The 25,384-nt window shown below is 69.6% G+C and carries 22 protein-coding genes and 1 riboswitch; of the genes, 17 read left to right on the forward strand and 5 right to left on the reverse strand.

Annotated features, from left to right (window positions below):
- Nucleotides 1-14 precede the first annotated feature (14 nt).
- The gene (gene rnc / locus ACFSVL_RS19325) at nucleotides 15-755 is read left to right on the forward strand and encodes a ribonuclease III (protein ID WP_378306022.1); all 741 of its coding nucleotides are present in this window, start codon (nucleotides 15-17) and stop codon (nucleotides 753-755) included.
- 111 nt (nucleotides 756-866) lie between these two features.
- Entirely contained in the window at nucleotides 867-1,727 is an 861-nt protein-coding gene (gene mutM, locus ACFSVL_RS19330) for a bifunctional DNA-formamidopyrimidine glycosylase/DNA-(apurinic or apyrimidinic site) lyase (protein WP_378306024.1), read from the forward strand.
- A gap of 128 nt (nucleotides 1,728-1,855) precedes the next feature.
- On the opposite strand, the gene ACFSVL_RS19335 is transcribed toward mutM, so the two are convergent.
- Together ACFSVL_RS19335 and ACFSVL_RS19340 are read right to left on the reverse strand one after the other, a co-directional pair.
- Nucleotides 1,856-3,346 (reverse strand): nitrilase-related carbon-nitrogen hydrolase, encoded by a 1,491-nt coding sequence (locus tag ACFSVL_RS19335; RefSeq protein WP_378306026.1) that lies wholly within the window; start codon nucleotides 3,344-3,346, stop codon nucleotides 1,856-1,858.
- Entirely contained in the window at nucleotides 3,330-3,911 is a 582-nt protein-coding gene (locus ACFSVL_RS19340; protein ID WP_378306028.1) for a TetR/AcrR family transcriptional regulator, read from the reverse strand. The genes ACFSVL_RS19335 and ACFSVL_RS19340 overlap by 17 nt, the downstream gene beginning before the upstream one ends.
- A gap of 160 nt (nucleotides 3,912-4,071) precedes the next feature.
- Between ACFSVL_RS19340 and ACFSVL_RS19345 the strand changes: the two genes are divergently transcribed.
- Complete coding sequence (locus ACFSVL_RS19345) at nucleotides 4,072-4,395, forward strand: PadR family transcriptional regulator (protein ID WP_378306030.1); 324 nt, start codon at nucleotides 4,072-4,074, stop codon at nucleotides 4,393-4,395.
- 55 nt (nucleotides 4,396-4,450) lie between these two features.
- The gene (locus ACFSVL_RS19350) at nucleotides 4,451-5,677 is read left to right on the forward strand and encodes an HAAS signaling domain-containing protein (RefSeq protein WP_378306031.1); all 1,227 of its coding nucleotides are present in this window, start codon (nucleotides 4,451-4,453) and stop codon (nucleotides 5,675-5,677) included.
- 143 nt (nucleotides 5,678-5,820) lie between these two features.
- On the opposite strand, the gene ACFSVL_RS19355 is transcribed toward ACFSVL_RS19350, so the two are convergent.
- Nucleotides 5,821-6,342, reverse strand: a complete 522-nt coding sequence (locus ACFSVL_RS19355) for a general stress protein (protein ID WP_009074217.1) — start codon at nucleotides 6,340-6,342, stop codon at nucleotides 5,821-5,823.
- Between the two features lie 256 nt (nucleotides 6,343-6,598).
- On the opposite strand from ACFSVL_RS19355, the gene ACFSVL_RS19360 reads away from it, so the two are divergent.
- From ACFSVL_RS19360 to ACFSVL_RS19405, 10 genes are all read left to right on the forward strand, one after another.
- On the forward strand, nucleotides 6,599-7,945 hold the full coding sequence (locus tag ACFSVL_RS19360) for a glutamine synthetase family protein (protein WP_378306033.1): 1,347 nt from the start codon (nucleotides 6,599-6,601) through the stop codon (nucleotides 7,943-7,945).
- Nucleotides 7,926-8,639, forward strand: coding sequence for a gamma-glutamyl-gamma-aminobutyrate hydrolase family protein (locus ACFSVL_RS19365; protein WP_378306035.1), 714 nt, complete (start codon nucleotides 7,926-7,928; stop codon nucleotides 8,637-8,639). The genes ACFSVL_RS19360 and ACFSVL_RS19365 overlap by 20 nt, the downstream gene beginning before the upstream one ends.
- A complete protein-coding gene (locus tag ACFSVL_RS19370) occupies nucleotides 8,636-10,000 on the forward strand; it encodes an aldehyde dehydrogenase family protein (RefSeq protein WP_378306037.1) in 1,365 nt (454 codons plus the stop codon). The genes ACFSVL_RS19365 and ACFSVL_RS19370 overlap by 4 nt, the downstream gene beginning before the upstream one ends.
- Nucleotides 10,001-10,768, forward strand: coding sequence for a 3-oxoacyl-ACP reductase (locus ACFSVL_RS19375; protein ID WP_378306039.1), 768 nt, complete (start codon nucleotides 10,001-10,003; stop codon nucleotides 10,766-10,768).
- Nucleotides 10,769-11,018: 250 nt separating this feature from the next.
- Nucleotides 11,019-11,120, forward strand: a riboswitch (glycine riboswitch).
- Nucleotides 11,121-11,163: 43 nt separating this feature from the next.
- A complete protein-coding gene (gene gcvP / locus ACFSVL_RS19380) occupies nucleotides 11,164-13,995 on the forward strand; it encodes an aminomethyl-transferring glycine dehydrogenase (RefSeq protein WP_449224382.1) in 2,832 nt (943 codons plus the stop codon).
- Nucleotides 13,996-14,030: 35 nt separating this feature from the next.
- Nucleotides 14,031-15,119, forward strand: a complete 1,089-nt coding sequence (gcvT, locus tag ACFSVL_RS19385; protein ID WP_378306043.1) for a glycine cleavage system aminomethyltransferase GcvT — start codon at nucleotides 14,031-14,033, stop codon at nucleotides 15,117-15,119.
- A 14-nt stretch (nucleotides 15,120-15,133) separates the two neighbouring features.
- Complete coding sequence (gcvH, locus tag ACFSVL_RS19390) at nucleotides 15,134-15,511, forward strand: glycine cleavage system protein GcvH (RefSeq protein ID WP_378306044.1); 378 nt, start codon at nucleotides 15,134-15,136, stop codon at nucleotides 15,509-15,511.
- Nucleotides 15,511-16,788 (forward strand): serine hydroxymethyltransferase, encoded by a 1,278-nt coding sequence (gene glyA / locus ACFSVL_RS19395; protein WP_378306046.1) that lies wholly within the window; start codon nucleotides 15,511-15,513, stop codon nucleotides 16,786-16,788. The genes gcvH and glyA overlap by 1 nt, the downstream gene beginning before the upstream one ends.
- Nucleotides 16,785-17,789, forward strand: a complete 1,005-nt coding sequence (lipA, locus tag ACFSVL_RS19400; RefSeq protein ID WP_378306048.1) for a lipoyl synthase — start codon at nucleotides 16,785-16,787, stop codon at nucleotides 17,787-17,789. Before glyA ends, lipA begins: the two co-directional genes overlap by 4 nt.
- 16 nt (nucleotides 17,790-17,805) lie before the next feature.
- Nucleotides 17,806-19,179 (forward strand): L-serine ammonia-lyase, encoded by a 1,374-nt coding sequence (locus tag ACFSVL_RS19405; protein WP_378306050.1) that lies wholly within the window; start codon nucleotides 17,806-17,808, stop codon nucleotides 19,177-19,179.
- Between the two features lie 648 nt (nucleotides 19,180-19,827).
- Here the strand turns inward: ACFSVL_RS19405 and ACFSVL_RS19410 are convergent.
- The gene (locus tag ACFSVL_RS19410; RefSeq protein WP_378306052.1) at nucleotides 19,828-20,415 is read right to left on the reverse strand and encodes an ArsR/SmtB family transcription factor; all 588 of its coding nucleotides are present in this window, start codon (nucleotides 20,413-20,415) and stop codon (nucleotides 19,828-19,830) included.
- A 72-nt stretch (nucleotides 20,416-20,487) separates the two neighbouring features.
- Between ACFSVL_RS19410 and ACFSVL_RS19415 the strand changes: the two genes are divergently transcribed.
- On the forward strand, nucleotides 20,488-21,210 hold the full coding sequence (locus tag ACFSVL_RS19415; RefSeq protein WP_378306054.1) for a FadR/GntR family transcriptional regulator: 723 nt from the start codon (nucleotides 20,488-20,490) through the stop codon (nucleotides 21,208-21,210).
- 151 nt (nucleotides 21,211-21,361) lie between these two features.
- A complete protein-coding gene (locus ACFSVL_RS19420; RefSeq protein WP_449224381.1) occupies nucleotides 21,362-23,086 on the forward strand; it encodes a transglycosylase domain-containing protein in 1,725 nt (574 codons plus the stop codon).
- Between the two features lies 1 nt (nucleotide 23,087).
- On the opposite strand, the gene ACFSVL_RS19425 is transcribed toward ACFSVL_RS19420, so the two are convergent.
- Nucleotides 23,088-23,897, reverse strand: coding sequence for an ABC transporter ATP-binding protein (locus ACFSVL_RS19425; RefSeq protein ID WP_378306058.1), 810 nt, complete (start codon nucleotides 23,895-23,897; stop codon nucleotides 23,088-23,090).
- Between the two features lie 116 nt (nucleotides 23,898-24,013).
- Here ACFSVL_RS19425 and ACFSVL_RS19430 point away from each other — a divergent pair, with 116 nt between their 5' ends.
- Complete coding sequence (locus ACFSVL_RS19430) at nucleotides 24,014-25,342, forward strand: aminotransferase-like domain-containing protein (RefSeq protein ID WP_378306060.1); 1,329 nt, start codon at nucleotides 24,014-24,016, stop codon at nucleotides 25,340-25,342.
- The last annotated feature ends 42 nt before the right edge of the window (nucleotides 25,343-25,384 follow it).

Here is a 25,384-nt window from a genome sequence, read left to right on the forward strand (position 1 = left end):
GCCGGCAGCCGACCATGGGGGGTAAGTCCGTCGGGAGTCCCGCGGCCGATCCCGCATCGCTGCTCGAGGCGCTCGGGGTCGTTCTCGACCCCGAGCTGCTCCGTCTTTCGCTCACGCACCGCTCGTACGCGTACGAGCACGGCGGCCTCCCGCCGAACGAGCGACTGGAGTTCCTCGGAGACGCGGTGCTCGGCCTCGTCGTCACCGACCACCTCTACACCACCCACCCCGACCTGCCCGAGGGCCAGCTCGCGAAGCTGCGCGCCAGCGTCGTCAACATGCACGCGCTGGCCGGCGTGGCGCGCGGGCTCGGCGAGGGCGGTCTCGGGGCGCATCTGCTGCTGGGCAAGGGCGAAGAACTCACCGGCGGCCGGGACAAGGCGAGCATCCTCGCCGACGGTCTCGAAGCCGTCATCGGCGCCACGTACCTCGCGCACGGCATCGAGGTCGCGCGCAAGCTCGTGCACCACCTCTTCGACGGGTTGCTGGCCGAGGCTCCGCTGCGCGGGGCAGGCCTCGACTGGAAGACCAGTCTGCAGGAGCTGACCGCCTCCGGGGGACTCGGCGTGCCCGAGTACCGCGTCGAGGACAGCGGTCCCGACCATCGCAAGGAATTCACCGCCACGGTGCTGGTGGCGGGCCGCGCGCTGGGCGAAGGCAACGGCACCACGAAGAAGGAAGCCGAGCAGAAGGCCGCGGAGACCGCCTGGCGGTCGCTGTCGGAGGAACTCGGCACGGGCGACGACGCGAGCTGAACGCGTTTTCCCTCTCTTTCCGGGGCTGGTCGGCGGCAACGCTGACCAGCCCCGTTTTCGTGCTGAGGCACCGGTCCCGTTTTTGTCAGGGGTGCCGGGCAGAATGAGCGCATGCCCGAACTACCCGAGGTCGAGGTCGTCCGCGCCGGCCTCGAAGCGCACGTCGCCGGCCGTACCGTCCGGGCCGTCGAGGTGCTGCACGACCGCGCCATCCGGCGGCACGCGCAGGGAGCCGCCGACTTCACCGGACGCCTCGCCGGCGTCACGATCGAGGCCGCCCGGCGGCGCGGCAAGTACCTGTGGCTGGAGCTGTCCGACGGCGAGGCGGTGCTGGCGCATCTCGGCATGAGCGGCCAGATGCTGGTGCAAGCCGAGGACGCGCCGGACGAGAAACACCTGCGCGTCCGCGTCCGGTTCGCCGACGACGGACCGGAACTGCGCTTCGTCGACCAGCGCACCTTCGGCGGCCTGGCCCTGGACGACCTGGTCGAGGCCGACGGCGACACCCTGCCCGGAACCATCGCGCACATCGCCCGCGACCCGATGGACCCGAAGTTCGATCCGGAGGCCGCCGTGCGTGCGCTGCGTTCGCGGCGCACCGAGGTGAAACGCGCGCTGCTCGACCAGACGCTCGTGTCCGGCGTCGGCAACATCTACGCCGACGAGGCGTTGTGGCGCTCCAAACTGCACTGGTCGCGGCCGACGGAGAAACTCACTGCCGCACAAGGGCGAACGCTGCTGTCCTCGGCCACCGACGTGATGTCCGCGGCACTGCTGGCGGGCGGCACGTCGTTCGACGCGCTGTACGTGAACGTCAACGGCCAGTCCGGCTACTTCGAACGCTCGCTCGACGCGTACGGCCAGGAAGGCATGCCGTGCCGCCGCTGCGGTTCGCCGATCCGCCGGGAGCCGTTCATGAACCGGTCGTCGTTTTCGTGTCCGCGGTGCCAGCGGCGGGCGCGGGCGGCTTAGCTGAGCGGAGGCGAAGGGAAGCGGCCTCGGTTTTCGCGCTCATGACGTCACCGGCGGGCGCGAGGCGGGCAGGTGCCGGGCTGCCACGGCTCGGTGGTGACTGCGGTGGCAGGCCCGGCACATGCGGTTCATGAGCCAGTCGTCGTTTTCGTGCCCACGACCTCAGCGGCGGGCGCGGGCCGAGCCGTGCGAAGGCGGGTAAACACCAAGCCCGCCAAGGTGATCGCGAGCGAAAGCCACGCGAACCAGTCGCCGAAGGTAGTGTGGAACGTCGCGCCGGGGCCGGCCGGGACGTCCGCGGTGACTGCCGTGAACGGGGCCGGGCCGCCGGTGCGGGCTTCGCCGAGGACGCGGCCGTAGCCGTCGGACAGCATCAGGCTGCCGTTCGCGTCGGAGAGTGCGATCGACTGGCCGCTTTCGACTCCCCGGAGCAGCGCGTTGCGGGTGTGCTGCCAGCCGCCCTCGTCGTTGCTGCCCGGCGGGACCGCGAGTTCCGCCGGAATGGCGAGGACGCGCGAACCGGCGGCGGCGTAGTCGCGGCTGGGGGAGGCGAAGGTCGTGTCCCCGCAGATCACCAGTCCGGTCGGGACTTTCGCGCCGGGGACGAACACCAGGTCGTGGCCCGGCGGGCTCACCAGGTCGTGGTGTTTCAGGTACCGCGCGGGCGGGGCACCGTCGGCGGGGAAGGCCAGCGCGTAGGCGTAGTTGTGCTTGCCTGGCCGGTCGTAGTACTCGAAGCCGATCACGATCGCCGCGCCGCGTGCCTTGGCCGCGCTGCGCATTGGCTCGACCAGGGCGGCCGGCCATTCCTCCTCGGCGCTGAAAGCGGCTTCGGGCAAGACAACGAGCTGCACGCCGTCCGGCATGGCCTCGATTTCCCGGATGTAGTCGTGCACCAGCGCACGGCCTTCCGCGGTGCCGAGTTCAGGACCCCAGTGATAGCCGGCGTTTTGCGTGATCGCGGCCATCCGCACCGGCGGGCCGCCGGTGTCGCCGGACAGCCTCAGCGCGCCGCCGCCGAGGCTCAGCACCACGATGATTCCGGCCACGGCGCCGGTGCGCAGCCGCGCGGCTCCGGGCGCGCACATCGCGGCGATCGCGCAAGCGGGCAGCAGCACCAGGAATTCGACGCCCCACATTCCGGCCCACGACGCGGTTTGCAGCACGAGCGGCGCGTCGCCCTGGTCGTTGGCGAGGGAACCCATCATCCCCATCGGGTTCAGCACGGTGATCAGGTACACGAGGCTGGTCCACGCCGCAGGCGCGGCCAGGCTGGCCAGCAGCGTCCGGCGGCGGCGCACCAGCGCCCAGAACAGCCACACCGCGAACGTGAACACCAGCGACATCCCGACGTCGATGGCGGTGCCGAACGGCCACAGCGGTTCGTCGCCGGAATGTGCTTGGTAGGCCCACATATTCGCGGTGCCGAGCAGGAAAGCGCCGAACGCGGTGCCCGCCGTGGTCCAGCCGCCGGCGCGAGTCGCCAGCAGCAGCACCGGAAACGGCGCGAGCCAGGTCAGCGCGGCGACCGGGGCGAGCCCGGTGCCGAAGTAGAAGAGCACCGCCGAAGACAGCAGCGCGGCCGGGATCTGCCAGCGGGCATTACGCTTTGAGTCCATCGAAAACCCTCCGGGAAGTACGCCGGCACAGCGCGCGGAACTCGGGCTCCGCGGTCCCCATCCGTCCGGCGAGGTAGTGCAGCACCATGCCTTGCATTTGGGTGCTGACGGTCAACGCGGCTTCCAGCGGATCGTCGGCACGCAGCACCCCGTCGCGCATGCCCTCTTCGATCAGCCGGACCAGTGCGGTGAACGGCGGCGAGCCGGGCTCGCGGAAACCGTCCGGGTACAGCCGGGCGCGCGCCCAGCTGTCGGTCATCAGGAAGCGGTACAGATGCGGCTGGCCGAGCGCGAAATCCAGGAACCCGTCCAGCAGCGCGTCGTACCGGTCGGTCCATTCGCCCTCGGACATCGGGTCCTTCCACGCCGCGCCCAGTTCGCGCCCGGTGGCGTCGGCGACCGCGCGCAGCAGGACCTCGCGGTTCTCGTAATGCCGGTAGATCGCCATCGCGGTGACCCCGGCGGCTTCGGCGACCCGGCGCATGGTCACCGCGGCGGCCCCTTCGGCGGCGACGATCTCGCGCGCCGCCGCCACGAGCCGTTCAGCAGTCGGAATCTCAGCCATGTCTACACTGTAGACCTCGCTGTCTACGCTGTATACCCCGTCGTTGGTCTCTTCCTGACCTGGACGAACGGGCAGCGATACCGCCTTTCGGCCGTTCGCCGTGCACACTACTGCGCTATGCGTGGTACCTTCTCTCGCGCAGGACCGGGGGAGGAACGCCGTGGAGATCAGTCAGCTGCTCAAGGGAGTGCTGGACCTGGCGGTGCTCGCGGTGCTGCGCGACGACGACGGGTACGGCTACGACGTGCTGCGAAGACTTCGTGTCGCCGGGCTCGAAGAGGTCGGGGACGCATCGGTGTACGGCACGCTGCGGCGGCTGTACAAGGCGGGATTGCTGACGTCGTATGTGGTGCCGAGCGAAGAGGGCCCGCACCGCAAGTACTACAGCCTGAACGACCGGGGCAGGCTGCGGCTCGCCGAATCGGCGCGCACGTGGCACAGCTTCGCGTCCATTATGGACAGTTTGGTGAAAGAGCGGGCCTGACCGCGCGGCAGGCGAAACCGCGGCGCGTCCGCGGCACGAATCGGGGAGAGGCAGCATGAGCACGGACAAGCCGACGGCCGCGCGGGTGTACCTGTCGAGGGTGCGCACCGCGCTCGCGGACCTGCCCGCGAACGAGATCGAGGAACTGCTCGAGGACGTCCGGCCGCAGCTGGCCGAGATGGAGGCGGAGTCCGGGGCGGCGGCGCGGGTCGAGGACCTGGTCGCGCGGCTGGGCACGCCGGAGAGCTACGCGGCCGAACTGCGGGCGTCCGGCGGCTACCCGCCCGCTCCGGAGGGAGCGCCGGCCGCGGCGACCGAGGTGCTCGCGACGACGGCCAAACCGAGCCGGATCGGACCTCGGCTTGCCTTGTGGGGCTTGGTGTTCTGCGCGGCCGGGACGGCGCTGGTCGCGTTCTCCGCCGCGGTGCGGTTCGACGCCGAGACGCTGATCGGGATGCTCGTGCTGGCCCCGGTGTTCGCGGTGAGCCTGGCGTTCCTGTTGCTGCGCGGGGTCGACGCGATGCGGGAGCTGCCGGAGGTCGTCCGCGCGCGGGCGATGGTGAAGTCGATGCGGGAGGACCGGTCGGCCGACCGCGCGTTCGGCTACCTGAACTCGCTGAAGCCGGCGTGGTGGGTGGTGTGCGCGTTCGCGCTGCTGGCGTTCGGGCTGCTGCTGATGATCCGGGACCTGCACGCGGTCCTGCTGCTGCCGGTGCTGCTGGTCGCCGCGGGTCTGGTGATGTGGGCGGGCCCGCGGATCAAGGCCGACGGGCGGATGCTGTGGATCGCGGTGCCGGTGTCGGCGTTCGTGGTGGGCAGCGCGTTCGGCGGCCTCGGCGCGGCGGTCAAACTCGTCCGGGACCGCTCGTACTCGTCGAGTTCCACTCCGCCGTACGCCTCGTCGATGTACCAGGACGCCCACGGCAACGAGTCGCTGCGCTACGGCCAGCGCGAACTGAGCAACCTGTACGCCTTCGACGCGAACGGCAAACCGCTCGAAAACGTCTACCTGTACGACGACCGCGGCCGCCCGCTCACGATCACGCGCTACGGCTGCGAGAAGGACTCCGGCACGAGCCAGATCACCGGGCAGGACAACCAGTTCCCGCGCCCGAAGATCACCCTGGGAACGCAGGACGACCGCGGGAACGTCAACGGCTACAACGGTTATCGCAGCTACTGCCGGGAGGACGCGGGGGTGCCGTTCGCGGCGGTGATCCCGAAGCCGACGGCGACCTCGGGGGCGCCCAGTTCGACCAAGGCTGCTCCGCCGACGAGGTAGCGGGCCTCGTGAGTGCCTATCGCGGTTCTAACCGGGATAGGCACTCACGACCCCCCGGCACGAAACCGGGCGCCCAGGCCGCGAACGGCCCGGACGCCCGGGAGGTGAAACTCAGCGCTTCAACAGCTCAGCGTTGCAACGGCTCAGTGGTTGAACGCCGAACGCGCGGCCAGGTCGGCGAGCAGCTGGCGGCCCTTCTCGGCGTTGCGCGGCTGGGACAGCACGTCGTAGCGCTGCGCCACCAGCTGGCTCTGCGAGATGAACCCGCGCTTGTTGCGGTTCGCCGCGTAGCCCAGCGCGCCGAAGGCCACGTTGAACACGACACCCGCGGCGAGGCCGAGCACGATCGACAGCAGCCCCGCGGCCGGGTTGAGCATGCTCAGCACCAGGCCGAGGAACAGGCCGAACACCGCGCCGGACATGGCCGCGCTGCTGAGCATCCGGCTCCAGCTCATCTTGCCCGCGATGCGCTCCACCAGCATCGGCTGCACCCCGACGATCGTGACGTCGGTGACCGGGAAGTCCGCGTGCGCGAGGTGGTCGACGGCCTGCTGGGCCTGTTCGTAGGACTCGTACGACCCGATCGGCCACCCGGTGGGCAGCGTCGGGAGCTGCGGCCGCGCCTGCTGCTGGCTGAACGTGGTCTGCGTGAATGCTTCAGTCATCCCTCTCACCTCTCTTGCCCGGTCCAACGCACGAGGCGGCGGATTTGGTCCCGGACGCACCCGATTCACAGTATCTTCTCAGCCGGGCAACCCGGACATAGCAGGCGCCACGCGGGTGAAGCTCGGCAACCAGGCGTTTAAAGGTCTAAGAAAATACCTTTCAGTGGATTGACCCGCCCGCGACGGCCCGGTAGGAAGAAGCCGCAAAGGACCTGATCCGAACCTTTGGGGCGATGCGATGCCGGCCAGGCGAGGAATGCTCACGCTCGAAGATCTCCGCGAACGGGTGACGGCGGGCACGATCGACACGGTGCTCGTCGCGCTCACCGACATGCAGGGGCGGCTCCAGGGCAAGCGCTGTTCGGCGGAGTACTTCCTCGAAGAGGTGGTCGGCCACGCCACCGAGGCGTGCAACTACCTGCTCGCGGTGGACGTCGACATGAACACGGTCGACGGCTACGACATCTCGTCCTGGCAAAGCGGCTACGGCGACTTCGTGCTCCGGCCGGATTTCGCGACGTTGCGGCAGATTCCGTGGCAGGAGGGCACCGCGCTGGTGCTCGCGGACGTCGAGCGCGTGCAGGGCGGCCCGGTCTCCGTCTCGCCGCGCCAGGTGCTGCGCCGCCAGCTCGACCGGCTCGCTGAGCACGATCTGAAGGCGTACGTCGGCACCGAGCTCGAGTTCATCGTGTTCGACGACTCCTACGAGACCGCGTGGGACAAGCGGTATCAGGACCTGAAGCCGTCCAATCAGTACAACGTCGACTACTCGATGCTCGGCACCGCGCGGATCGAGCCGCTGCTGCGCCGGATCCGCAACGGGATGGCCGGCGCGGGCCTGTATCCGGAGTCGGCGAAGGGCGAGTGCAACCCGGGTCAGCACGAAATCGCCTTCCGCTACGCCGAAGCGCTCGCGACGTGCGACAACCACGGCATCTACAAGAACGGTGCGAAGGAGATCGCCGCGCAGGAGGGCAAGAGTCTCACGTTCATGGCGAAGTACAACGAACGCGAAGGCAACTCCTGCCACATCCACCTGAGCCTTCGCAGCAAGTCGGGCGAAGCGGTGCTTCCCGGCGACGGCGACCACGGCTTCTCGAAGCTGATGCAGCATTTCCTCGCCGGACAGCTGGAAGCGTTGCGCGAGCTGACGTACTTCTTCGCCCCGAACATCAACTCCTACAAGCGTTACGTCCCTGGCAGCTTCGCACCGACGGCGATCGCATGGGGAACGGACAACCGTACGTGCGCGTTGCGCGTTGTCGGGCACGGTGACGGGTTACGCGTCGAGAACCGCGTACCCGGCGGAGACGTCAACCCGTACCTCGCTGTCGCCGCGATGGTCGCTGCGGGGCTGCACGGCATCGAGAACGAACTGCCGTTGGAGCCTGAGTTCGTAGGCAACGCGTACGACTCCGACAAGCCCACAGTGCCCGTCACGCTCGCTGAGGCAGCTGAAGTCCTCGAAGGCAGCCGTATCGCGCGAGATGCCTTCGGCGCCGAAGTAGTCGACCATTACCTCAACGCCGCGCGGATCGAGCGCGAAGCGTACGAGCGAGCTGTGACCGATTGGGAGCGCATCCGTGGTTTCGAACGACTCTGACCCACCTGTCATCGGCCTCAGCACCTATTCGGAACAGGCGAAATTCCTGGCCTGGGACACCGAAGCGACGCTGCTGCACCGGGTTTACGCGGACTGCGTGGTCAAGGCGGGCGGGATTCCGGTGCTGCTGCCGCCCGTCACGGACCAGTACGCCAGCCTGATCGAGCGCATCGACGGTCTCGTGCTCACCGGCGGTGCCGACGTCGAACCTGCCCGGTACGGCCAGGAGCCGCACGAGAAGACCTACATCCGCCCGGAGCGCGACGCGTTTGAGTTCGGCCTGTTCGCGGCAGCGCGCGCGGCGGGAAAGCCGGTGCTCGGAGTTTGCCGCGGGCTGCAGGTGATGAGCGTCGCGCTCGGCGGCACGCTCGCGCAGCACCTGCCGGAAACCCTGGGCGACGCAACGCATCAGCCGGCCCCGGCGACGTTCGGCACCAGCACGGTCAGCCTGGTCGAAGGCACGCGAGCGGCAGCGATCCTCGGCCAGGAAACGAAGGTCCAGTGTTACCACCATCAGGCGATTGACCAGCTCGGCTCCGGGCTGATCGCGTCCGGGCACGCGGCGGACGGCACGGTCGAGGCCGCCGAGGCGCCGGGGGAGTTCGTGCTCGGCGTGCAGTGGCATCCAGAGCAGGACAGCGACGACGTCCGGCTGTTCGCCGCGCTGGTGAACGCCGCGCAGGAGGGGAAATGACGACGTTCGAGGTGCGCAATCCGGCGACCGCGGAAGTGGTGCGCCAGGTCGAGCTGACCACCGAGGCGGACACCGACGCCGCGATCGCCCGCGCGCACGCCGCGTTCCCGGCCTGGCGGGCGGTCGCCCCGGGCGATCGGGCGCGGCTGCTGCGCCGGTTCGCGGACGCGGTCGACGCCGACCTCGACCACCTCGCCCGGCTGGAGGTCGAGAACTCCGGGCACACCATCGGCAACGCCCGCTGGGAAGCGGGCAACGTCCGCGACCTGCTCGAATACTCCGCCGGCGCGCCGGAACGCCTGCTGGGCAAGCAAATCCCGGTCGACGGCGGCGTCAACGTGACCTTCCACGAGCCGCTGGGCGTGGTCGGCGTGATCGTGCCGTGGAACTTCCCAATGCCGATCGCGGGCTGGGGCTTCGCTCCGGCGCTCGCGGCGGGCAACACGGTCGTGCTCAAACCGGCCGAGCTGACCCCGCTCACCGCGCTGCGGCTGGCCGAACTCGCCCGCGAGGCGGGGATCCCCGAAGACGTCTTCCAGGTGCTGCCGGGCAAGGGATCGGTTGTCGGGCAACGGTTTGTCACGCATCCGGCGGTGCGCAAGGTCGTGTTCACCGGGTCCACCGAGGTCGGCAAGCAGGTCATGGCAGGCTGCGCGGCGCAGGTGAAACGGGTGACGCTGGAGCTGGGCGGCAAGAACGCCAATATCGTCTTCGCCGACGCCGACCTGGAGAAGGCCGCGGCGACCGCGCCGTACGGGGTGTTCGACAACGCCGGGCAGGACTGCTGCGCGCGATCGCTGATCCTGGTGCAGGACAACGTTTACGACCGGTTCCTCGAACTGCTGGAGCCCGCCGTGCGGGGCGTGGTCGTCGGCGATCCGGGCGACGAGGCGACCGAGATGGGCCCGCTGATTTCCGCGGACCACCACGCGAAAGTCTCCTCCTACGTCACCGACGCGACTCCGGTCGCCTTCCGCGGCAGCGCGCCGTCCGGACCGGGCTACTGGTTCGCACCGACCGTCGTGCTCCCGCCGGGACTGGACGATCCGCTGGCCCGCGACGAGATCTTCGGCCCGGTCGTCGCGGTGGTCCGCTTCCGTGACGAGGCGGAGGCGGTGCGGATGGCCAACGACACCGAATACGGCCTGTCCGGCTCGATCTGGACTCGCGACGTCGGCCGTGCCTTCCGGGTCGCGCGCGGCGTCGAATCCGGGAACCTGTCGGTGAATTCGCACTCCTCGGTCCGCTACTGGACGCCCTTCGGCGGCTTCAAGCAGTCCGGCCTCGGCCGCGAGCTGGGCCCGGACGCCGCAGCCGCCTTCACCGAAACCAAGAACGTTTTCCTGAGCACGGAGGAATAGATGGTGCAGCGTTTTGACGGCCGCGTCGCGGTGATCACCGGCGGCGCGAGCGGCATCGGCCTCGCGACTGCGAAGCGGCTGGCGAGCGAAGGCGCGAAGGTGGTGATCGGCGACGTCGCGCCGGAGGAGGGCAAGGCGGCCGCCGACGCGGTGGGCGGGGCCTTCGTGCAGGCCGACGTCACCGACGCGGACCAGGTCGAGGCCCTTTTCCAGACGACGGTCGACGAGTTCGGCGCGGTCGACGTCGCCTTCAACAACGCGGGAATCTCGCCGCCCGAGGACGACTCGATCCTCACCACCGGCATCGAAGCGTGGGAGAAGGTGCAGCGGGTCAACCTGACCTCGGTGTACCTGTGCTGCAAGGCCGTGTTGCCGCACATGCAGCGCCAGGGCCGCGGTTCGATCGTGAACACCGCGTCGTTCGTGGCCGTGATGGGAGCCGCGACGTCGCAGATTTCTTACACCGCTTCGAAAGGCGGCGTGCTCGCGATGACGCGCGAGCTGGGTGTGCAGTTCGCGCGGGAGAACATCCGGGTCAACGCGCTGTGCCCGGGGCCGGTCAACACGCCGCTGCTGAAGGAACTCTTCGCGAAGGACCCGGAACGCGCGGCCCGCCGTCTGGTGCACGTCCCGGTCGGCCGCTTCGCCGAGCCGGAGGAGATCGCCGCCGCGGTGGCCTTCCTGGCGAGCGACGACGCCAGCTTCATCACCGCCGCGCAGTTCCTCGTCGACGGCGGCATCTCGGGCGCTTACGTCACGCCGCTGTGACTGTCCGTGAGGGGAACCCTGAGGGAATCAGAGTCCCTCAGGGTTCCCCTCACGGACCTTCGGCAGGGGTGTGGCGTAGGCCGGGCGCGCTAGACTGGCGCGTGAACCACCAGGTAGGGTCGTTCCACCTGCAGCACCCACAACTGAACACAGGGCCGTTCGAGCCGGAGCGGGAGAGTCCCATGCGAGCAGTGGGACACCGAAGGAGCAAACTCCCCGGAATCTCTCAGGTAACCGCTACCGCTTTCGGCGAGGCCACTCTGGAAAGCAGGCGCACCCGCGCCTCACCCAAGGTGAAAGCCGTGCTGTGCGCGCGGTGAAACTCTCAGGTGCCCATGACAGAGGGGGAGTTCCCAGTGCACCGCCGCGCCCGGTGCCCGTCCCGAGGAGCTCCCATCACCTCCACCCCCTTCGACACCCGCCACATCGGTCCCGGCGAGGCCGAGCGGGCGAAGATGCTCGCCGAATGCGGTTACGGAAGCCTGGACGCCCTCGTGGAAGCGGCGGTGCCCTCCGCCATCCACACGGCCGGTGACCTGGCGCTTCCCGCGCCCGCCTCCGAGGAAGAAGCCACCGCCGAGCTGCGTGCGCTCGCCGCGCGCAACCGGCCGATGACGCAGATGATCGGCCTCGGCTACTCCGACACCGTCACGCCGGGCGTGATCCGCCGCAACGTGCTGGAGACCCCGGCCTGGTACACCGCGTACACGCCGTACCAGCCGGAGATCTCGCAGGGCCGTCTTGAGGCGCTGCTGAACTTCCAGACCGCCGTGTCCGACCTGACCGGGCTGGCGATCGCCAACGCTTCGATGCTCGACGAGTCCACCGCGGCGGCCGAGGCGATGACGCTGATGCGCCGTGCGTCGAAGTCGAAGTCCAATGTGGTCGTTCTCGACGCCGAATGCCTTCCGCAGACCATCGAGGTCGTGCGGACGCGCGCCGCCGGCCTCGGCATCGACGTGCAGGTGCGCGACCTGCTCACCGGGCTGCCCGAGGAGTTCTTCGGCGTCATCGTGCAGTACCCCGGCGCGTCCGGCGTGCTGCGCGGACGCGGCTTCTACCACGCGGTTTCCGAAGCGGCGAAGGCCGCGGGCGCGCTGTACACGGTCGCTGCCGACCTTCTGGCGCTCACCCTGATCGCCGCGCCCGGCGAGTTCGGCGCGGACGTCGCTGTCGGTTCTACGCAGCGCTTCGGCGTGCCGCTGGGCTACGGCGGTCCGCACGCCGGGTACATGGCGGTGCGCGCTGGTCTTGAGCGGTCGCTGCCCGGCCGTCTCGTCGGCGTGTCCGTGGACGCGGACGGAAACGCTGCGTACCGCCTCGCGCTGCAGACGCGTGAGCAGCACATCCGTCGCGAGAAGGCGACCTCCAACATCTGTACCGCGCAGGTGCTGCCTGCGGTGCTCGCGGCGATGTACGCGGTCTACCACGGTCCCGACGGCCTGAAGGCGATCGCGACGCGGGTTCACGAACTCGCGGCTGGTCTCGCGAACGCGCTGCGCGCTGGTGGCGTCGAGGTGGCCCACGAAGCCTTCTTCGACACTGTCGTCGCGAAGGTGCCTGGCCGGGCGGCCGAGGTGCACGCGGCTGCGCGCGAGGCGGGGATCAACCTCGGCCACATCGACGCCGACCACGTCCGCATCTCCTGCGACGAGGTCACGCGTCCCGACACGCTCGCGAAGGTGCTTCGCGCCTTCGGCGTCGACGGTGCGTGGGAAGCCGCGCAGGCGCTCCCGAACGGTCTCGCCCGCGAGAGCGGCTACCTGACGCACGAGGTGTTCAGCACGCACCGGTCCGAGACGTCGATGCTGCGCTACCTGCGCCGGCTCGCCGACCAGGACTTCGCGCTCGACCGCGGGATGATCCCGCTCGGCTCGTGCACGATGAAGCTCAACGCCACCGCCGAAATGGAGCCGATCAGCTGGCGCGAGTTCGCCGGCATCCACCCGTTCGCGCCCGCCGAGGACGCCGAGGGCTACCACGAGCTGGTCCGCCAGCTGTCCGGCTGGCTGGCCGAGGTCACCGGCTACGACCAGGTGTCGCTGCAGCCGAACGCGGGCAGCCAGGGCGAACTCGCCGGGCTGCTGGCCATCCGCGCCTACCACCAGGCGAACGGCCAGCCCGAGCGCGACGTCTGCCTGATCCCGTCGTCCGCGCACGGCACCAACGCCGCGTCCGCGGTGCTCGCTGGCATGCGCGTGGTCGTGGTCAAGTGCACCGGCGAGGGCAACGTCGACCTCGAAGACCTGCAGTCCAAAGTGGACCAGCACAGTGCCGACCTCGCCGCGATCATGGTCACCTACCCGTCCACGCACGGCGTCTACGAGCACGGCATCGAGCGGCTCGCCAAGATCGTGCACGACGGCGGCGGCCAGGTGTACGTCGACGGCGCGAACCTCAACGCCCTGCTGGGCCTGGCGAAGCCGGGCGAGTTCGGCGGCGACGTCTCGCACCTGAACCTGCACAAGACGTTCTGCATCCCGCACGGCGGCGGCGGTCCCGGCGTCGGCCCGGTCGCGGCGCGCGAGCACCTCGCGCCGTACCTGCCGAACCACCCGCTGCTGGCGCAGGCCGGACCGGACACCGGCGTCGGCCCGATCAGCGGCGCGCCGTACGGCTCGGCCTCGATCCTGCCGATCTCCTGGGCGTACGTCCGGATGATGGGCGCGCCCGGCCTCACCGAGGCGACGAAGGTCGCGGTGCTCGCGGCCAACTACATCGCCGCCCGGCTCTCGCCGCACTACCCGGTGCTCTACACCGGACAGGACGGCCTGGTCGCGCACGAGTGCATCCTCGACCTGCGCGGCATCACCAAGGACACCGGCGTGACCGTGGACGACGTCGCGAAGCGGCTCATCGACTACGGCTTCCACGCGCCGACCATGTCGTTCCCGGTCGCGGGCACGCTCATGGTCGAGCCGACCGAGAGCGAGGACCTCGCCGAGATCGACCGGTTCTGCGAGGCGATGATCGCCATCCGGCACGAGATCGACGAGGTCGCCGCGGGCCGCTGGACCGCCGAGACCAGCCCGCTGCGCGGCGCGCCGCACACCGCGTCGTCGATCGCCGGCGAGTGGACCGCGGACTACGACCGCGAGCTGGCGGTGTACCCGGTCGGCGTGGCGCGCAAGACCAAGTACTGGCCGCCGGTGCGGCGGATCGACGGGGCGCGCGGCGACCGCAACCTCGTCTGCTCCTGCCCGCCCCTCGACGCGTACGACGCGTGAGCGTGTCCTCCGCTCGCGACAACGAAAGGCTTCCCGTGACGGAAACCCCCCTGCAACAGGTCCACCAGGATCTGGGTGCGCTGTTCACCGATTTCGCCGGCTGGTCGATGCCGGTGCGCTACGCCAGCGAACTGGCCGAGCACAAGGCCGTGCGCGAGGCGGCCGGTCTGTTCGACCTGTCGCACATGGCCGAGATCTACGTCCGCGGCGCGCAGGCCGCCGACGTCCTCGACTACGCGCTGGTCGGCAACCTGACCGGCGTGAAGCCGGGCCGCGCCCGCTACACGATGATCTGCGACGCCGACGGCGGCGTGCTGGACGACCTGGTCGTCTACCGGCTCGCCGACGAGGAGTACCTGGTCGTGGCCAACGCGGGCAACGCCGCCGTGGTCGCGGACGCGCTGGCCGAGCGCGTCGCCGGGTTCGACGCGGTGGTGGAGAACCGGTCCGAGGACACCGCGCTGATCGCGGTGCAGGGTCCGAAGGCGGTCGAGGTGCTCGCCGCGGTAACCGACGCGGACCTCGCTTCGCTGAAGTACTACGCGAGCGTGCCCGCCGTCGTGAAGGGCCACGAGGTCCTGCTGGCCCGCACCGGCTACACCGGCGAGGACGGCTTCGAGCTGTTCGTGCCGGCGGCGCAGGCTCCGGCGTTGTGGGCGCTGCTGACCGAGGCCGGTCAGGAGCACGGCTTGGTCCCGTGTGGACTCGCCTGCCGCGACACGCTGCGCCTGGAAGCCGGAATGCCGTTGTACGGCAACGAACTCAGCCGCGAGCTGAACCCGTTCGCGGCCGGGCTCGGCCGGGTCGTGAAGTTCGAGAAACCGGGCGACTTCGTGGGCCGCGCGGCCCTGGAGGAGCTGAAGAAGGCCGACGTCCCGCGCGTGCGGGTCGGCCTGCGCGGCACTGGCCGCCGCGCCCCGCGGCACGGGTACGCCGTGCTGTCCGGGGATGCCACTATCGGGGAGATCACGAGCGGCGCGCTGTCGCCGACGCTGGGCTACCCGATCGCCATGGCGTATGTAGACCGGGAGCACTCCGAGCCCGGCACCGCGCTGTCCGTCGACATCCGGGGCCGCGTCGAGCCGGTCGAGGTCGTCGCCCTGCCCTTCTACTCCCGAGCCTGAAAAGGACCCCAGCTGTGAGCATCCCCCAGAACCTGTCCTACACGAAGGAACACGAGTGGCTGTCGGTCTCCGACGGCGTCGCGACGGTGGGCATCACCGCGTTCGCGGCGGGCTCGCTCGGCGACATCGTGTTCGTGCAGCTGCCCGGCGTCGGCGACACCGTCACCGCGGGCGAGGTGTTCGGCGAGGTCGAGTCGACGAAGTCGGTCAGCGAGCTGTACTCGCCGGTCAGCGGCGAGGTGGTGGCGGTGAACGAGACCACATCGGACACCCCCGAGGTCATCAACTCCGACCCTTACACCGAAGGATGGCTGCTGCAGGTGCGGCTCTCGGGCGACGTCCCGGAGCTGCTCGACGCGTCCGCGTACGCCGAGCTCACCCAGGAGAACTGATGACCGCCACGTTCGACGCCCGCCTGTCCGAAGTGGACCCCGAGGTCGCCGCCGCGGTGGCCGCGGAGCTGGACCGCCAGCAGTCGACGCTCGAAATGATCGCCTCGGAGAACTTCGCGCCGGTCGGCGTGCTCGAGGCGCAGGGCTCGGTGCTGACCAACAAGTACGCCGAGGGCTACCCGGGCCGCCGCTACTACGGCGGCTGCGAGCACGTCGACGTCGTCGAGCAGCTCGCGCGCGAGCGGGCCAAGGCGCTGTTCGGCGCGGAGCACGCGAACGTGCAGCCGCACTCGGGCGCGCAGGCCAACGCGGCGGCGATGTTCGCGGTGCTGAATCCGGGCGACACCATCCTCGGCCTCGACCTCGCGCACGGCGGCCACCTCACGCACGGGATGAAGATCAACTTCTCCGGCAAGCTGTACAACGTGGTCCCGTACCACGTCGACAAGGAGACCGGGATCGTCGACGTCGCCGAGCTCGAGCGGCTCGCGGTCGAGCACCAGCCGAAAATGATCGTGGCGGGCTGGTCGGCTTACCCGCGCCAGCTCGACTTCGCCGAGTTCCGCCGGATCGCGGACCTGGTCGGCGCGAAGCTGATGGTCGACATGGCGCACTTCGCCGGCCTCGTGGCCGCCGGGCTGCACCCGTCGCCGGTGCCGCACGCCGACATCGTCACCACCACCACGCACAAGACCCTCGGCGGCCCGCGCGGCGGCCTGATCCTGTGCCGCCAGGAACTGGCGAAGAAGATCAACTCGGCGGTGTTCCCCGGCCAGCAGGGCGGTCCGCTGGAGCACGTCATCGCGGCCAAGGCGGTGGCGCTGAAGATCGCCGCGACCGACGAGTTCCGCGAGCGCCAGGAGCGCACCGTGGAAGGCGCGAAGATCCTCGCCGACCGGCTGTCGCGCACCGACTGCGCCGAGGCGGGCGTGCGCGTCCTCACCGGCGGCACCGACGTGCACCTGGTGCTCGTCGACCTGGTGAACTCGCAGCTCAACGGCCAGGAGGCGGAGGACCGGCTGCACGAGGTCGGGATCACCGTCAACCGCAACGCGGTGCCGTTCGACCCGCGCCCGCCGATGGTCACCTCCGGCCTGCGGATCGGCACCCCGGCGCTGGCCACCCGCGGTTTCGCCGCCGAGGACTTCGCCGAGGTCGCCGACATCATCGCCGAGACGCTCAAGCCGGACTTCGACGCGGCCGCCCAGCAGGCGCTGCGGGGTCGCGTGGAGCTGCTGGCCAAGAAGCACCCGCTGTACGCGGACCTCAGCCGATGAGCGCCCAGCCCGAGGGGCGGAAGTTGTTGCGGCTTGAGGTGCGCAACAGCGAGACGCCGATCGAGAAGAAGCCGTCGTGGATCAAGACGCGGGTGCGGATGGGTCCGGAGTTCACTGAGCTGAAGGGCTTGGTGCGCCGGGAGGGTCTGCACACGGTTTGTGAAGAGGCGGGTTGTCCCAACATTTACGAGTGCTGGGAGGACCGGGAGGCTACCTTCCTGATCGGCGGGGACCAGTGCACGCGGCGGTGCGATTTCTGTCAGATCGACACCGGGAAGCCTGCTGCGTTGGACCGTACCGAGCCGCGGAAGGTCGCGGAGTCGGTGCAGGCCATGGGGTTGCGGTACTCGACGATCACCGGTGTGGCCCGGGACGACCTGGCCGACGGCGGTGCCTGGCTGTACGCGGAGACGGTGCGGCAGATCCACTCGCTGAATCCGGGCACGGGCGTGGAGTTGCTGATCCCGGACTTCAACGCCGAGCCGGATCAGTTGGCTGAGGTGTTCGGGTCGCGTCCGGAGGTGCTGGCGCACAACGTGGAGACGGTCCCGCGGATCTTCAAGCGGATCCGCCCCGGCTTCCGCTACGCCCGCTCGCTGGACGTGATCACCCAGGCCCGCGCGGCCGGGCTGGTCACGAAGTCGAACCTGATCCTCGGGATGGGCGAAACCCCCGACGAGGTCACGACCGCGCTGCAGGACCTGTTCGACGCGGGCTGCGAGATCATCACGATCACCCAGTACCTGCGCCCCTCGCCCCGGCACCACCCGGTCGACCGCTGGGTGAAGCCGGAGGAGTTCGTGGAGCACGCGAAGACCGCCGAGGCGATCGGGTTCCCGGGTGTGATGGCGGGGCCGCTGGTGCGGTCGTCGTATCGCGCGGGCCGGTTGTACGCGCAGACCAAGGCCCATCGGGGCGAGGAACTGCCGGAGAACCTGGCCCACCTGACCGCCGAAGGACCGGCGGCGCAAGAAGCCAGCAGCGTGCTGGCGAGGAACTAAGAGAAGGGGCGGATCAATGGCGATCAGCGTCTTCGACCTGTTTTCGATCGGCATCGGGCCGTCCAGTTCGCACACGGTCGGCCCGATGCGGGCGGCCAAGACCTTTGTGGACGGTCTGGTCGAGGACGGCGTGCTGGACCGGGTCGTGCGGGTGGAGGCCGAGTTGTTCGGCTCGCTCGGCGCGACCGGGTTCGGCCACGGCAGCGACAAGGCGGTGCTGCTCGGGCTGTCCGGCGAGCGTCCGGAGGCGATCGACACCGACACTGTGCCCGCCAAGGTGGCGGAGATCCGCGAGTCCGGGCGGCTGACTGTCGGCGGGACTCATCCGGTGGCCTTCACCGAGGACACCGACCTGACGATGCACCGGCGGAAGTCTCTGCCAGCGCATCCGAACGGGATGGTGTTCCGGGCGTTCGCTTCGGACGGTTCGCTGGTGCGGGAGCGGACGTACTACTCGGTCGGCGGCGGGTTCGTGCGCGACGAGTCGTACGAGACCGACACGGTGTTTGTGGAGGACTCCACGCCGGTGCCTTATCCGTTCCGCACTGGAGCGGACCTGCTGAAGCATTGCGCGGATACTGGGCTGCCGGTCAGCGAGATCATGCTGCGGAACGAGCTTTCCTGGCGCAGTCGTGAGGAGATCCGGGAAGGGCTGCTGGAGATCTGGCAGGTGATGGCCGAGTGCGTGCGGAATGGGTACACGCATGAGGGGGTATTGCCTGGCGGGTTGAAGGTGCCTCGGCGGGCTAAGGCGTTGCATGACAAGCTGCTTGCCGAAGACGGTGCTGATGATCCGTTGTACGCGATGGATTGGGTGAGCCTGTATGCGCTGGCGGTGAATGAGGAGAACGCCGCTGGGGGGCGGGTGGTTACTGCTCCGACGAATGGCGCGGCGGGGATCATTCCGGCTGTGTTGCATTACTATCAGCGGTTTGTGCGTGGGGCGTCTGATGATGGGATTGTGACGTTCCTGCTTACTGCTGGGGCTATTGGGTCTATTCTTAAGCAGACTGGGTCGATTTCTGGTGCTGAGGTTGGGTGTCAGGGGGAGGTCGGGTCTGCTTCTGCCATGGCGGCTGCCGGGTTGACTGAGGTGTTGGGCGGGTCGCCTGCTCAGGTGGAGAATGCGGCCGAGATCGGGGTGGAGCATCATCTGGGCCTCACCTGCGACCCAGTGGGCGGTCTGGTGCAGATTCCTTGTATTGAGCGGAATGCCGTGGGGGCGTCCAAGGCTATTCATGCCGCGCGGATGGCTATGCGTGGGGATGGCAGTCACGTGGTGACGTTGGACAAGGCGATTAAGACTATGCGCGAGACTGGGGCGGATATGTCTGTTAAGTATAAGGAAACTGCTCGGGGCGGGTTGGCTGTCAACGTTATCGAGTGTTGATTGTTGCGTGGGGCACCCCGAAGCCCGATTGTGACTACGGCGCGGGGGTGTTTGTCAAGGCGGGAAAGATGCCTTGACAAACACCCCCGCGCCGCGTTGTGGCTTCGTATCGGGGTGCGGGGGTGGTGTGGGTGCCTCGCTGGTTTGGGGTGCCTCGGTGGCGGTTTTGGCGGGGGCGGGGCTAGCGCCCCAATGTGGCATTGGGTGCATCTGACGCAACGAATGCCACATTGGGTGCATGCGACGCAACCAACGCCACATTGGGGCGCACCAGCGGTGGCGGGGTGGTCCGTGAAGGACTCCTTGAGGGAATCTGATTCCGTGAAGGGGTCCTTCACGGACCGACCGAACCGGGCCGGGCTCGGCGAGGGTAGTGAGGGGAACCCTGAGGGAATCTGGGGCTGTGAAGGTGGCCCTCACGGAACGCGGGCGGTCCGTGAAGGGGGCGTTGAGGGAGTTAGGTTCCTTCAAGGAGTCCTTCACGGCGTTTCGGGGTTGCTAGGCGCAGTCCCAGTTCCATGAGCCACCATCCGACGCGCTGCCGGGCGGGCGCGCGGCGAGGGCGGGGAGCGGGAGCGGGGGAGCGGCGGGCGGCAGCTTGCAGTTCGGCATGTCTCGCGGCGGCTCGGGCGGTCAGGAACGGGTCCATCAGGAGGTTTCCTCGTCTTCGGGTTCGGCGGTGGAGCGCGGGAACGCTGCCCAGTGCGTGATCACCGGCTCGTCGCCGGGGGAGGCGGGGCGGCGGTACTGGTCGATCACCGCTTCGATTTCCTGGACCATCCGTCTGGTTTCGTCCGCGGTGAGCGACAGCTGGGCGCTGCTGAGAGTGGCGCTGTCGCGCCAGGCGTCCGACCAGCGCGGCAGTTCGGCGACGAACTGGGCTTGTTCGCGGTAGCGCCGGTCGACGAGCTGGTGCAGGAAGGTCATGAGCGGGCCGGCCATGTGGGGGTCGTCGGCGAAGTCCGTCGTGCTCATGCGCGTCGAGTCTTGCGCGGCGCGCCACCAGCGTTCGCGTTTCGAGCCGCGGTCGGGGTCTTCCACGACCAGGCCGGTTTCGGCGAGCTGCCGCAGGTGCCACGACGTGGTGCCGGAGCTTTCGCCGACGCGCTTGGCCAGGCCGGTCGCGGTGGCGGGGCCGTCGATGGTGAGCAGGTCCAGCAGCTCCATCCGCAGCGGATGCGCCAGCGCGCGCAGGGTCTGTGCGTCGAGCTGGCGGGTGCGGCGTTCGGAAGGCATGTCCCCAATCTAGACCGCAGAGAAACCTTTGCAAAGACTTCTCTGCAATCGGGGCAGCATAGACTCGGACAGGTGGAATCGACCTCGGTGGTGAGCGCGGACGCGGCCCTGTTCCGGCCGGTGCGCGCCGGGAACGCCTTCGAGGAGACCGTCGAGCGGCTGTTGCAGGCGATCCGGCTCGGGGTTGTCGGCGCGGGGGAGCGCCTGCCGTCGGAGCGGGAGCTGGCCGAGCGGCTCGGGGTGAGCCGGGTGACGTTGCGGGAGGCGATCCGCGCGCTGGCCGACGCGGGGTATGTCGAGTCGCGGCGCGGGCGGTACGGCGGGACGTTCGTGAACGAGAAGCTGCCGGACCCGGCGGAGCGGGCGGTCGGCGAGGTGGACGCGGCGGGGCTGGAGGACGCGCTGTGCCTGCGGCATGTCCTGGAGACCGGTGCGGCCGAGGCGGCTGCGGCGCGGACGTTGAGCCCGGCGGACCGGCAGCATCTCACCGGAACGCTCGCGGAGGCGTCGGCGGCCGGTCTCGCGGATTACCGGCGCAAGGATTCCCGGCTGCACCTGGCGATCGCCGAGGTCACCGCGTCGGCGTCGCTGACCAGCGCGGTCGCCGACGCGCGGACCCGGGTCAACCGGCTGCTCGACCGGATTCCGCTGCTCGAACCCAATCTGGAGCATTCGAACGCGCAGCACGAGGCGATCGTCGACGCGATCCTGGCCGGCGATCCGGTGGCCGCGCGGCAGGCGATGGCCGAGCACGTCGAGGGCACCGTGTCGCTGCTGCGCGCTTTCTTATCGTGATCAATTCACCGGGTCGACAGAACCTTGCCACCGGTTCAGTCGTCCACCAATCGTGGAGTCAACCCCGGAGAGCGACGAACCTGCTGGTGTCCGTAGCAAGTGGTGCCGTATCCGGAGAGGTGCCTACTACCTGACCGGGTGCGCGGTCGGCGTGCCGCTGATCGCGTTCTGGATCGCCTACCTGCTGATGGACGTCCGCAGCCCGCAGGACGTGCTCGCCTCGCTCGGCAAGACCGTCACGCTGAAGGCCGCCGACGGCAGCGAGCTGGCGCGCATCGTGCCCCCGGGCGGCGACCGGCGGTTCGTGCCCTTCGACCAGGTCCCGCAGAAGCTGCGCGACGCCATTGTCGCCACCGAGGACCCGACGTTCTGGGCCAACTCCGGCTTCGACCCGACCGGGATCGGCCGCGCGTTCCTGACCGGCGTCGGCGGCGGGTCCGGGATCACCCAGCAGTACATCAAGAAGTCGACCGGCGACGAGGATTCGACGCTCGGCCGGAAGCTGCAGGAACTCGTGCTCGCCACGAAGATCACCCAGGAGCAGAGCAAGGAGCAGATCTTCGAGAGCTACGTCAACATCATCTCCTTCGGCCGCAACACCTTCGGCCCGGCGGCGGCGATGAATGCGTTCTTCGGCCGCCCGCTCGACGACAGCATCACGTGGAGCGAGGCCGCCTTCCTGGCCGGGATGATCCAGTCGCCGTCGGTGCACGACCCGGCGGCGTCCGGCGACGAGCACGCGGCGAAGCGCTGGCGATACGTGCGCGACAAGCTGGTCGAGCGCGGCTACCTGAAGAACACCGACGGCATGGCCTATCCGGGTGCGGAGATCAAGCCGCCCGCGGAGACCCGGGTGAACCTGAACTACGACCAGTACCACCTCAAACAGCGAGTGCTCGCCGAGCTGGAGACCGCCGGCTTCTCGCTTTCCCGGCTGCAGCAAGGGAACCTGACCGTCCAGACCACACTGGACCCGGGGCTGCAGAACGCCGCGCACGCCGCGCTGAGCGACCGGCTGAAGGGCGAGCCAGCGGAGTTCCGCGGCGCTTTGGTGGCGGTCGATCCGACGAATGGCGCGGTGCGCGCGTACGACGGCGGCAACAACGGCGTCCGGGATTATGCGTCGACCGGACACGCGCTCGGCTCGGCGTTCTACCCGTTCACTGCGGCGGCCGGCCTGAAGAACGGGATGTCTCTGGACGAGAAAGTGGCTGCTCCCAGGGAGATTCAGTATCTGGGCGAGAAGTTCGAGTATCCGCCGAAGTGCCCGCAGACCTGCACCTTGCGCAGTGCGCTGACCTCGGGCGCGGACACGCCGTTCATCACGGTGTCCAGAAAGGTCGGGGTCGACGAGGTGAGCGCGGCGGCGCGTTCGGCGGGGATCCCGGACGAAGTGGACGGCACGCCGACGATGCGCGAACAGGACGGCGCGACGATCGGCTCGGGCGTCGTCGTCGGCCGGTATCCGATGCGGCCGCTCGACGTGGCCGGGGCGTACGCGACGTACGCCGCCAACGGGATGCACGCACCGGTGCACCTGGTCGACAAGGTGCTCGACCGGTCGGGGAAAGTCGTGTGGCAGCACGAAACCGAGCCGGTTTCCGCGGTTCCGGCCAACGTGGCGAAGGACGTGACTTCGGCGTTGCGGACGACCTTGCCGGACGGTCGCGAGGCGGCCTTGCGCACCGGCGAGTTCGAGCACGGCAATTCGCGCGACAACCAGGACGCCTGGGCGGTCGGCTACACGCCGCAGCTGGCGACTGCGGTGTGGCTCGGCTCCGACGACGACCGGCGGCTGATCGACGCGAGTGGCAAGAAGGTCACCGGCGAGTCGGTGCCCGCGGACGTGTGGCGGTCGTTCATGGCCCGCCGTTAGCTCAGGCGGCCCGGCGGCTGACCTTCGGGATCACCATCGGGCTTCCGCTCTCCGGGCACTCCATCACCCGGCACGGCAGCTCGAAAATCCGCTCCACGTTCTCCGCCGTCACGACCTCCTCCGGCGTTCCGGTGGCCAGCACCTTCCCGTCGCGCATCGCGATCAGGTGCGTCGCGTACCGGGCCGCGTGGTTGAGGTCGTGCAGCACCGCGACCAGCGTGCGGCCCTGTTCGCTGTGCAGCGTCGCGCAGAGGTCGAGGATGTCGAGCTGGTGCGCGATGTCCAGGTAGGTCGTCGGCTCGTCGAGCAGCAGCAGGTCGGTCTGCTGGGCCAGCGCCATCGCCATCCAGACGCGCTGGCGCTGCCCGCCGGACAGTTCGTCCACCATCCGTTCGGCGAGGTCGTCGACGCCGGTCGCGCGCATCGAATCGGCGACCACCGCCGCGTCGTCGCGGGACCATTGGCGCAGCAGTTTCTGGTGCGGGTAGCGGCCGCGCGCGACGAGGTCGGCCACGGTGATCCCGTCCGGCGCGATCGAGCTTTGCGGCAGCAGCCCGAGCCGGCGCGCGACCTCCTTCGCGCCGTAGCTGGAGATCACCTCGCCGTCGAGGTAGACCGAGCCCTCGCGCGGCTTCAGCATCCGGGCGAGCGCGCGCAGCAGCGTCGTCTTGCCGCAGGCGTTGGGACCGACGATGACCGTGAACGACTTGTCCGGGATGACCACGCCGAGCCGTTCGGCCACGGTGCGGCCGTCGTAGGCCAGCGTCAGGTTCTCGGCGTGCAGTCGGGTCTCTTCGCTCGTGAGTGCCACACAGGTAAGGCTAACCTAGTGACCCCCGTTCGGGGAGTTCCGGAGGTCGCATTAGCCGTACGTGACCGGCCGGTGCCATGATGCGTCCGGGAGAATCCCGGCAGAGCGAGGGTGGGATGGACGACTACCGCGTCGTCGCGGACGAACTCGCCGCCGACATCGAAAGCGGCCGGCTGCGGCCCGGCGACCGGCTGCCGCCGCAGCGGAGGTTCGCGCGCGACCGCGGCATCGCCGGCTCCACCGCCGCCCGCGTGTATGGCGAACTCGTGCGCCGCGGCCTGGCGATCGGCGAGGTCGGGCGAGGCACCTTCGTCCGCGCGGCGAAACCCGGTCCCGAACCGGCGCTGTCCGAACCCGGCGACGCGCGAGTGGACCTCGAACTGAACTTCGCCGTGCTGCCGAACCAATCGGCCAAGCTCGCCCGCGCGCTCGAACCCGTGCTGCGCGCGGACGTCTTCACCGACGCGCTGCATCCGCTCGGCGCGGCGGGCACCAAAGCGGTGCGCGAGGCGGCCGCCACGATGCTCGCCCGCGGTTCGTGGACGCCGGATCCGGATTCGGTGCTGGTCGCGGGCAACGGACGGCAGGGCATCGCGGCCGCGCTCGCCGCGTTCGTGCCGACCGGCGAGCGGCTCGCGGTCGAATCGCTGACGTACCCGGTGGTCAAGGCCGCCGCGACCCGGCTCGGCATCGAACTGGTGCCGATCGAGACCGACGCGTACGGCCTGGTCCCGGCCGCGCTCGCGGCGAGCGCGCCGGTGCGGGCGCTGTACGTCCAGCCGACCCTGCACAACCCGCTCGGCACCACGATGCCGCCGCACCGCCGTGCCGAACTGACCGCGACCGTGCGCGCGCTGGACCTGCCGGTGATCGAGGACGGCATCTACACCTTCCTCCGCCCGGACACCGAACCGCTCGCCGCGCTGATGCCGGAGCGGACGGTCTTCGTGGACAGCCTGTCGAAACGCGTCGCACCCGGGCTCACCGCGGGCTTCCTCGTGGTGCCGCCGGCCTGGGTCGCGCGGCTGGCGAGCGCGATCCGGTCCGGCGGCTGGGCCGCGTCGCGGTTCTCGGTGGAGGCCGCGCGGCGGTGGATCACCGGCGGCGTGCTGGCGGAGGTCGAAGCCGCGAAGCGCACCGACGCCGGGGCGCGCGCGAGGATCGTCGCCAACCGGCTGGCGGGCTTCCAGGTACACGGCGACGCGGCGGCTTACCACCGGTGGTGGGTGCTGCCGGACCAATGGCGCGCCGAGACTTTCGTGGCCGCCGCCGCTCGCCGGGGCATCGCGTTGTCCCCGGCGGCGGCGTTCTCGGTGGTGCCGGGACACGCGCCGAACGCGGTGCGGATCGCGGTGTCCGCGCCGGCGGAGGAGACGCTGGCGAGCGCGTTGGATGTGCTGGCGGCGCTGGCGAACGGGTCGCCGGACGACACGTTGGTGGAGTAGGGACGTCGTGAGTGGCAATCCCGGTTAGAACCGTGATTGCCA

The organism is Amycolatopsis silviterrae (assembly GCF_042684085.1).
Taxonomy (GTDB): Bacteria; Actinomycetota; Actinomycetes; order Mycobacteriales; family Pseudonocardiaceae; genus Amycolatopsis; species Amycolatopsis silviterrae.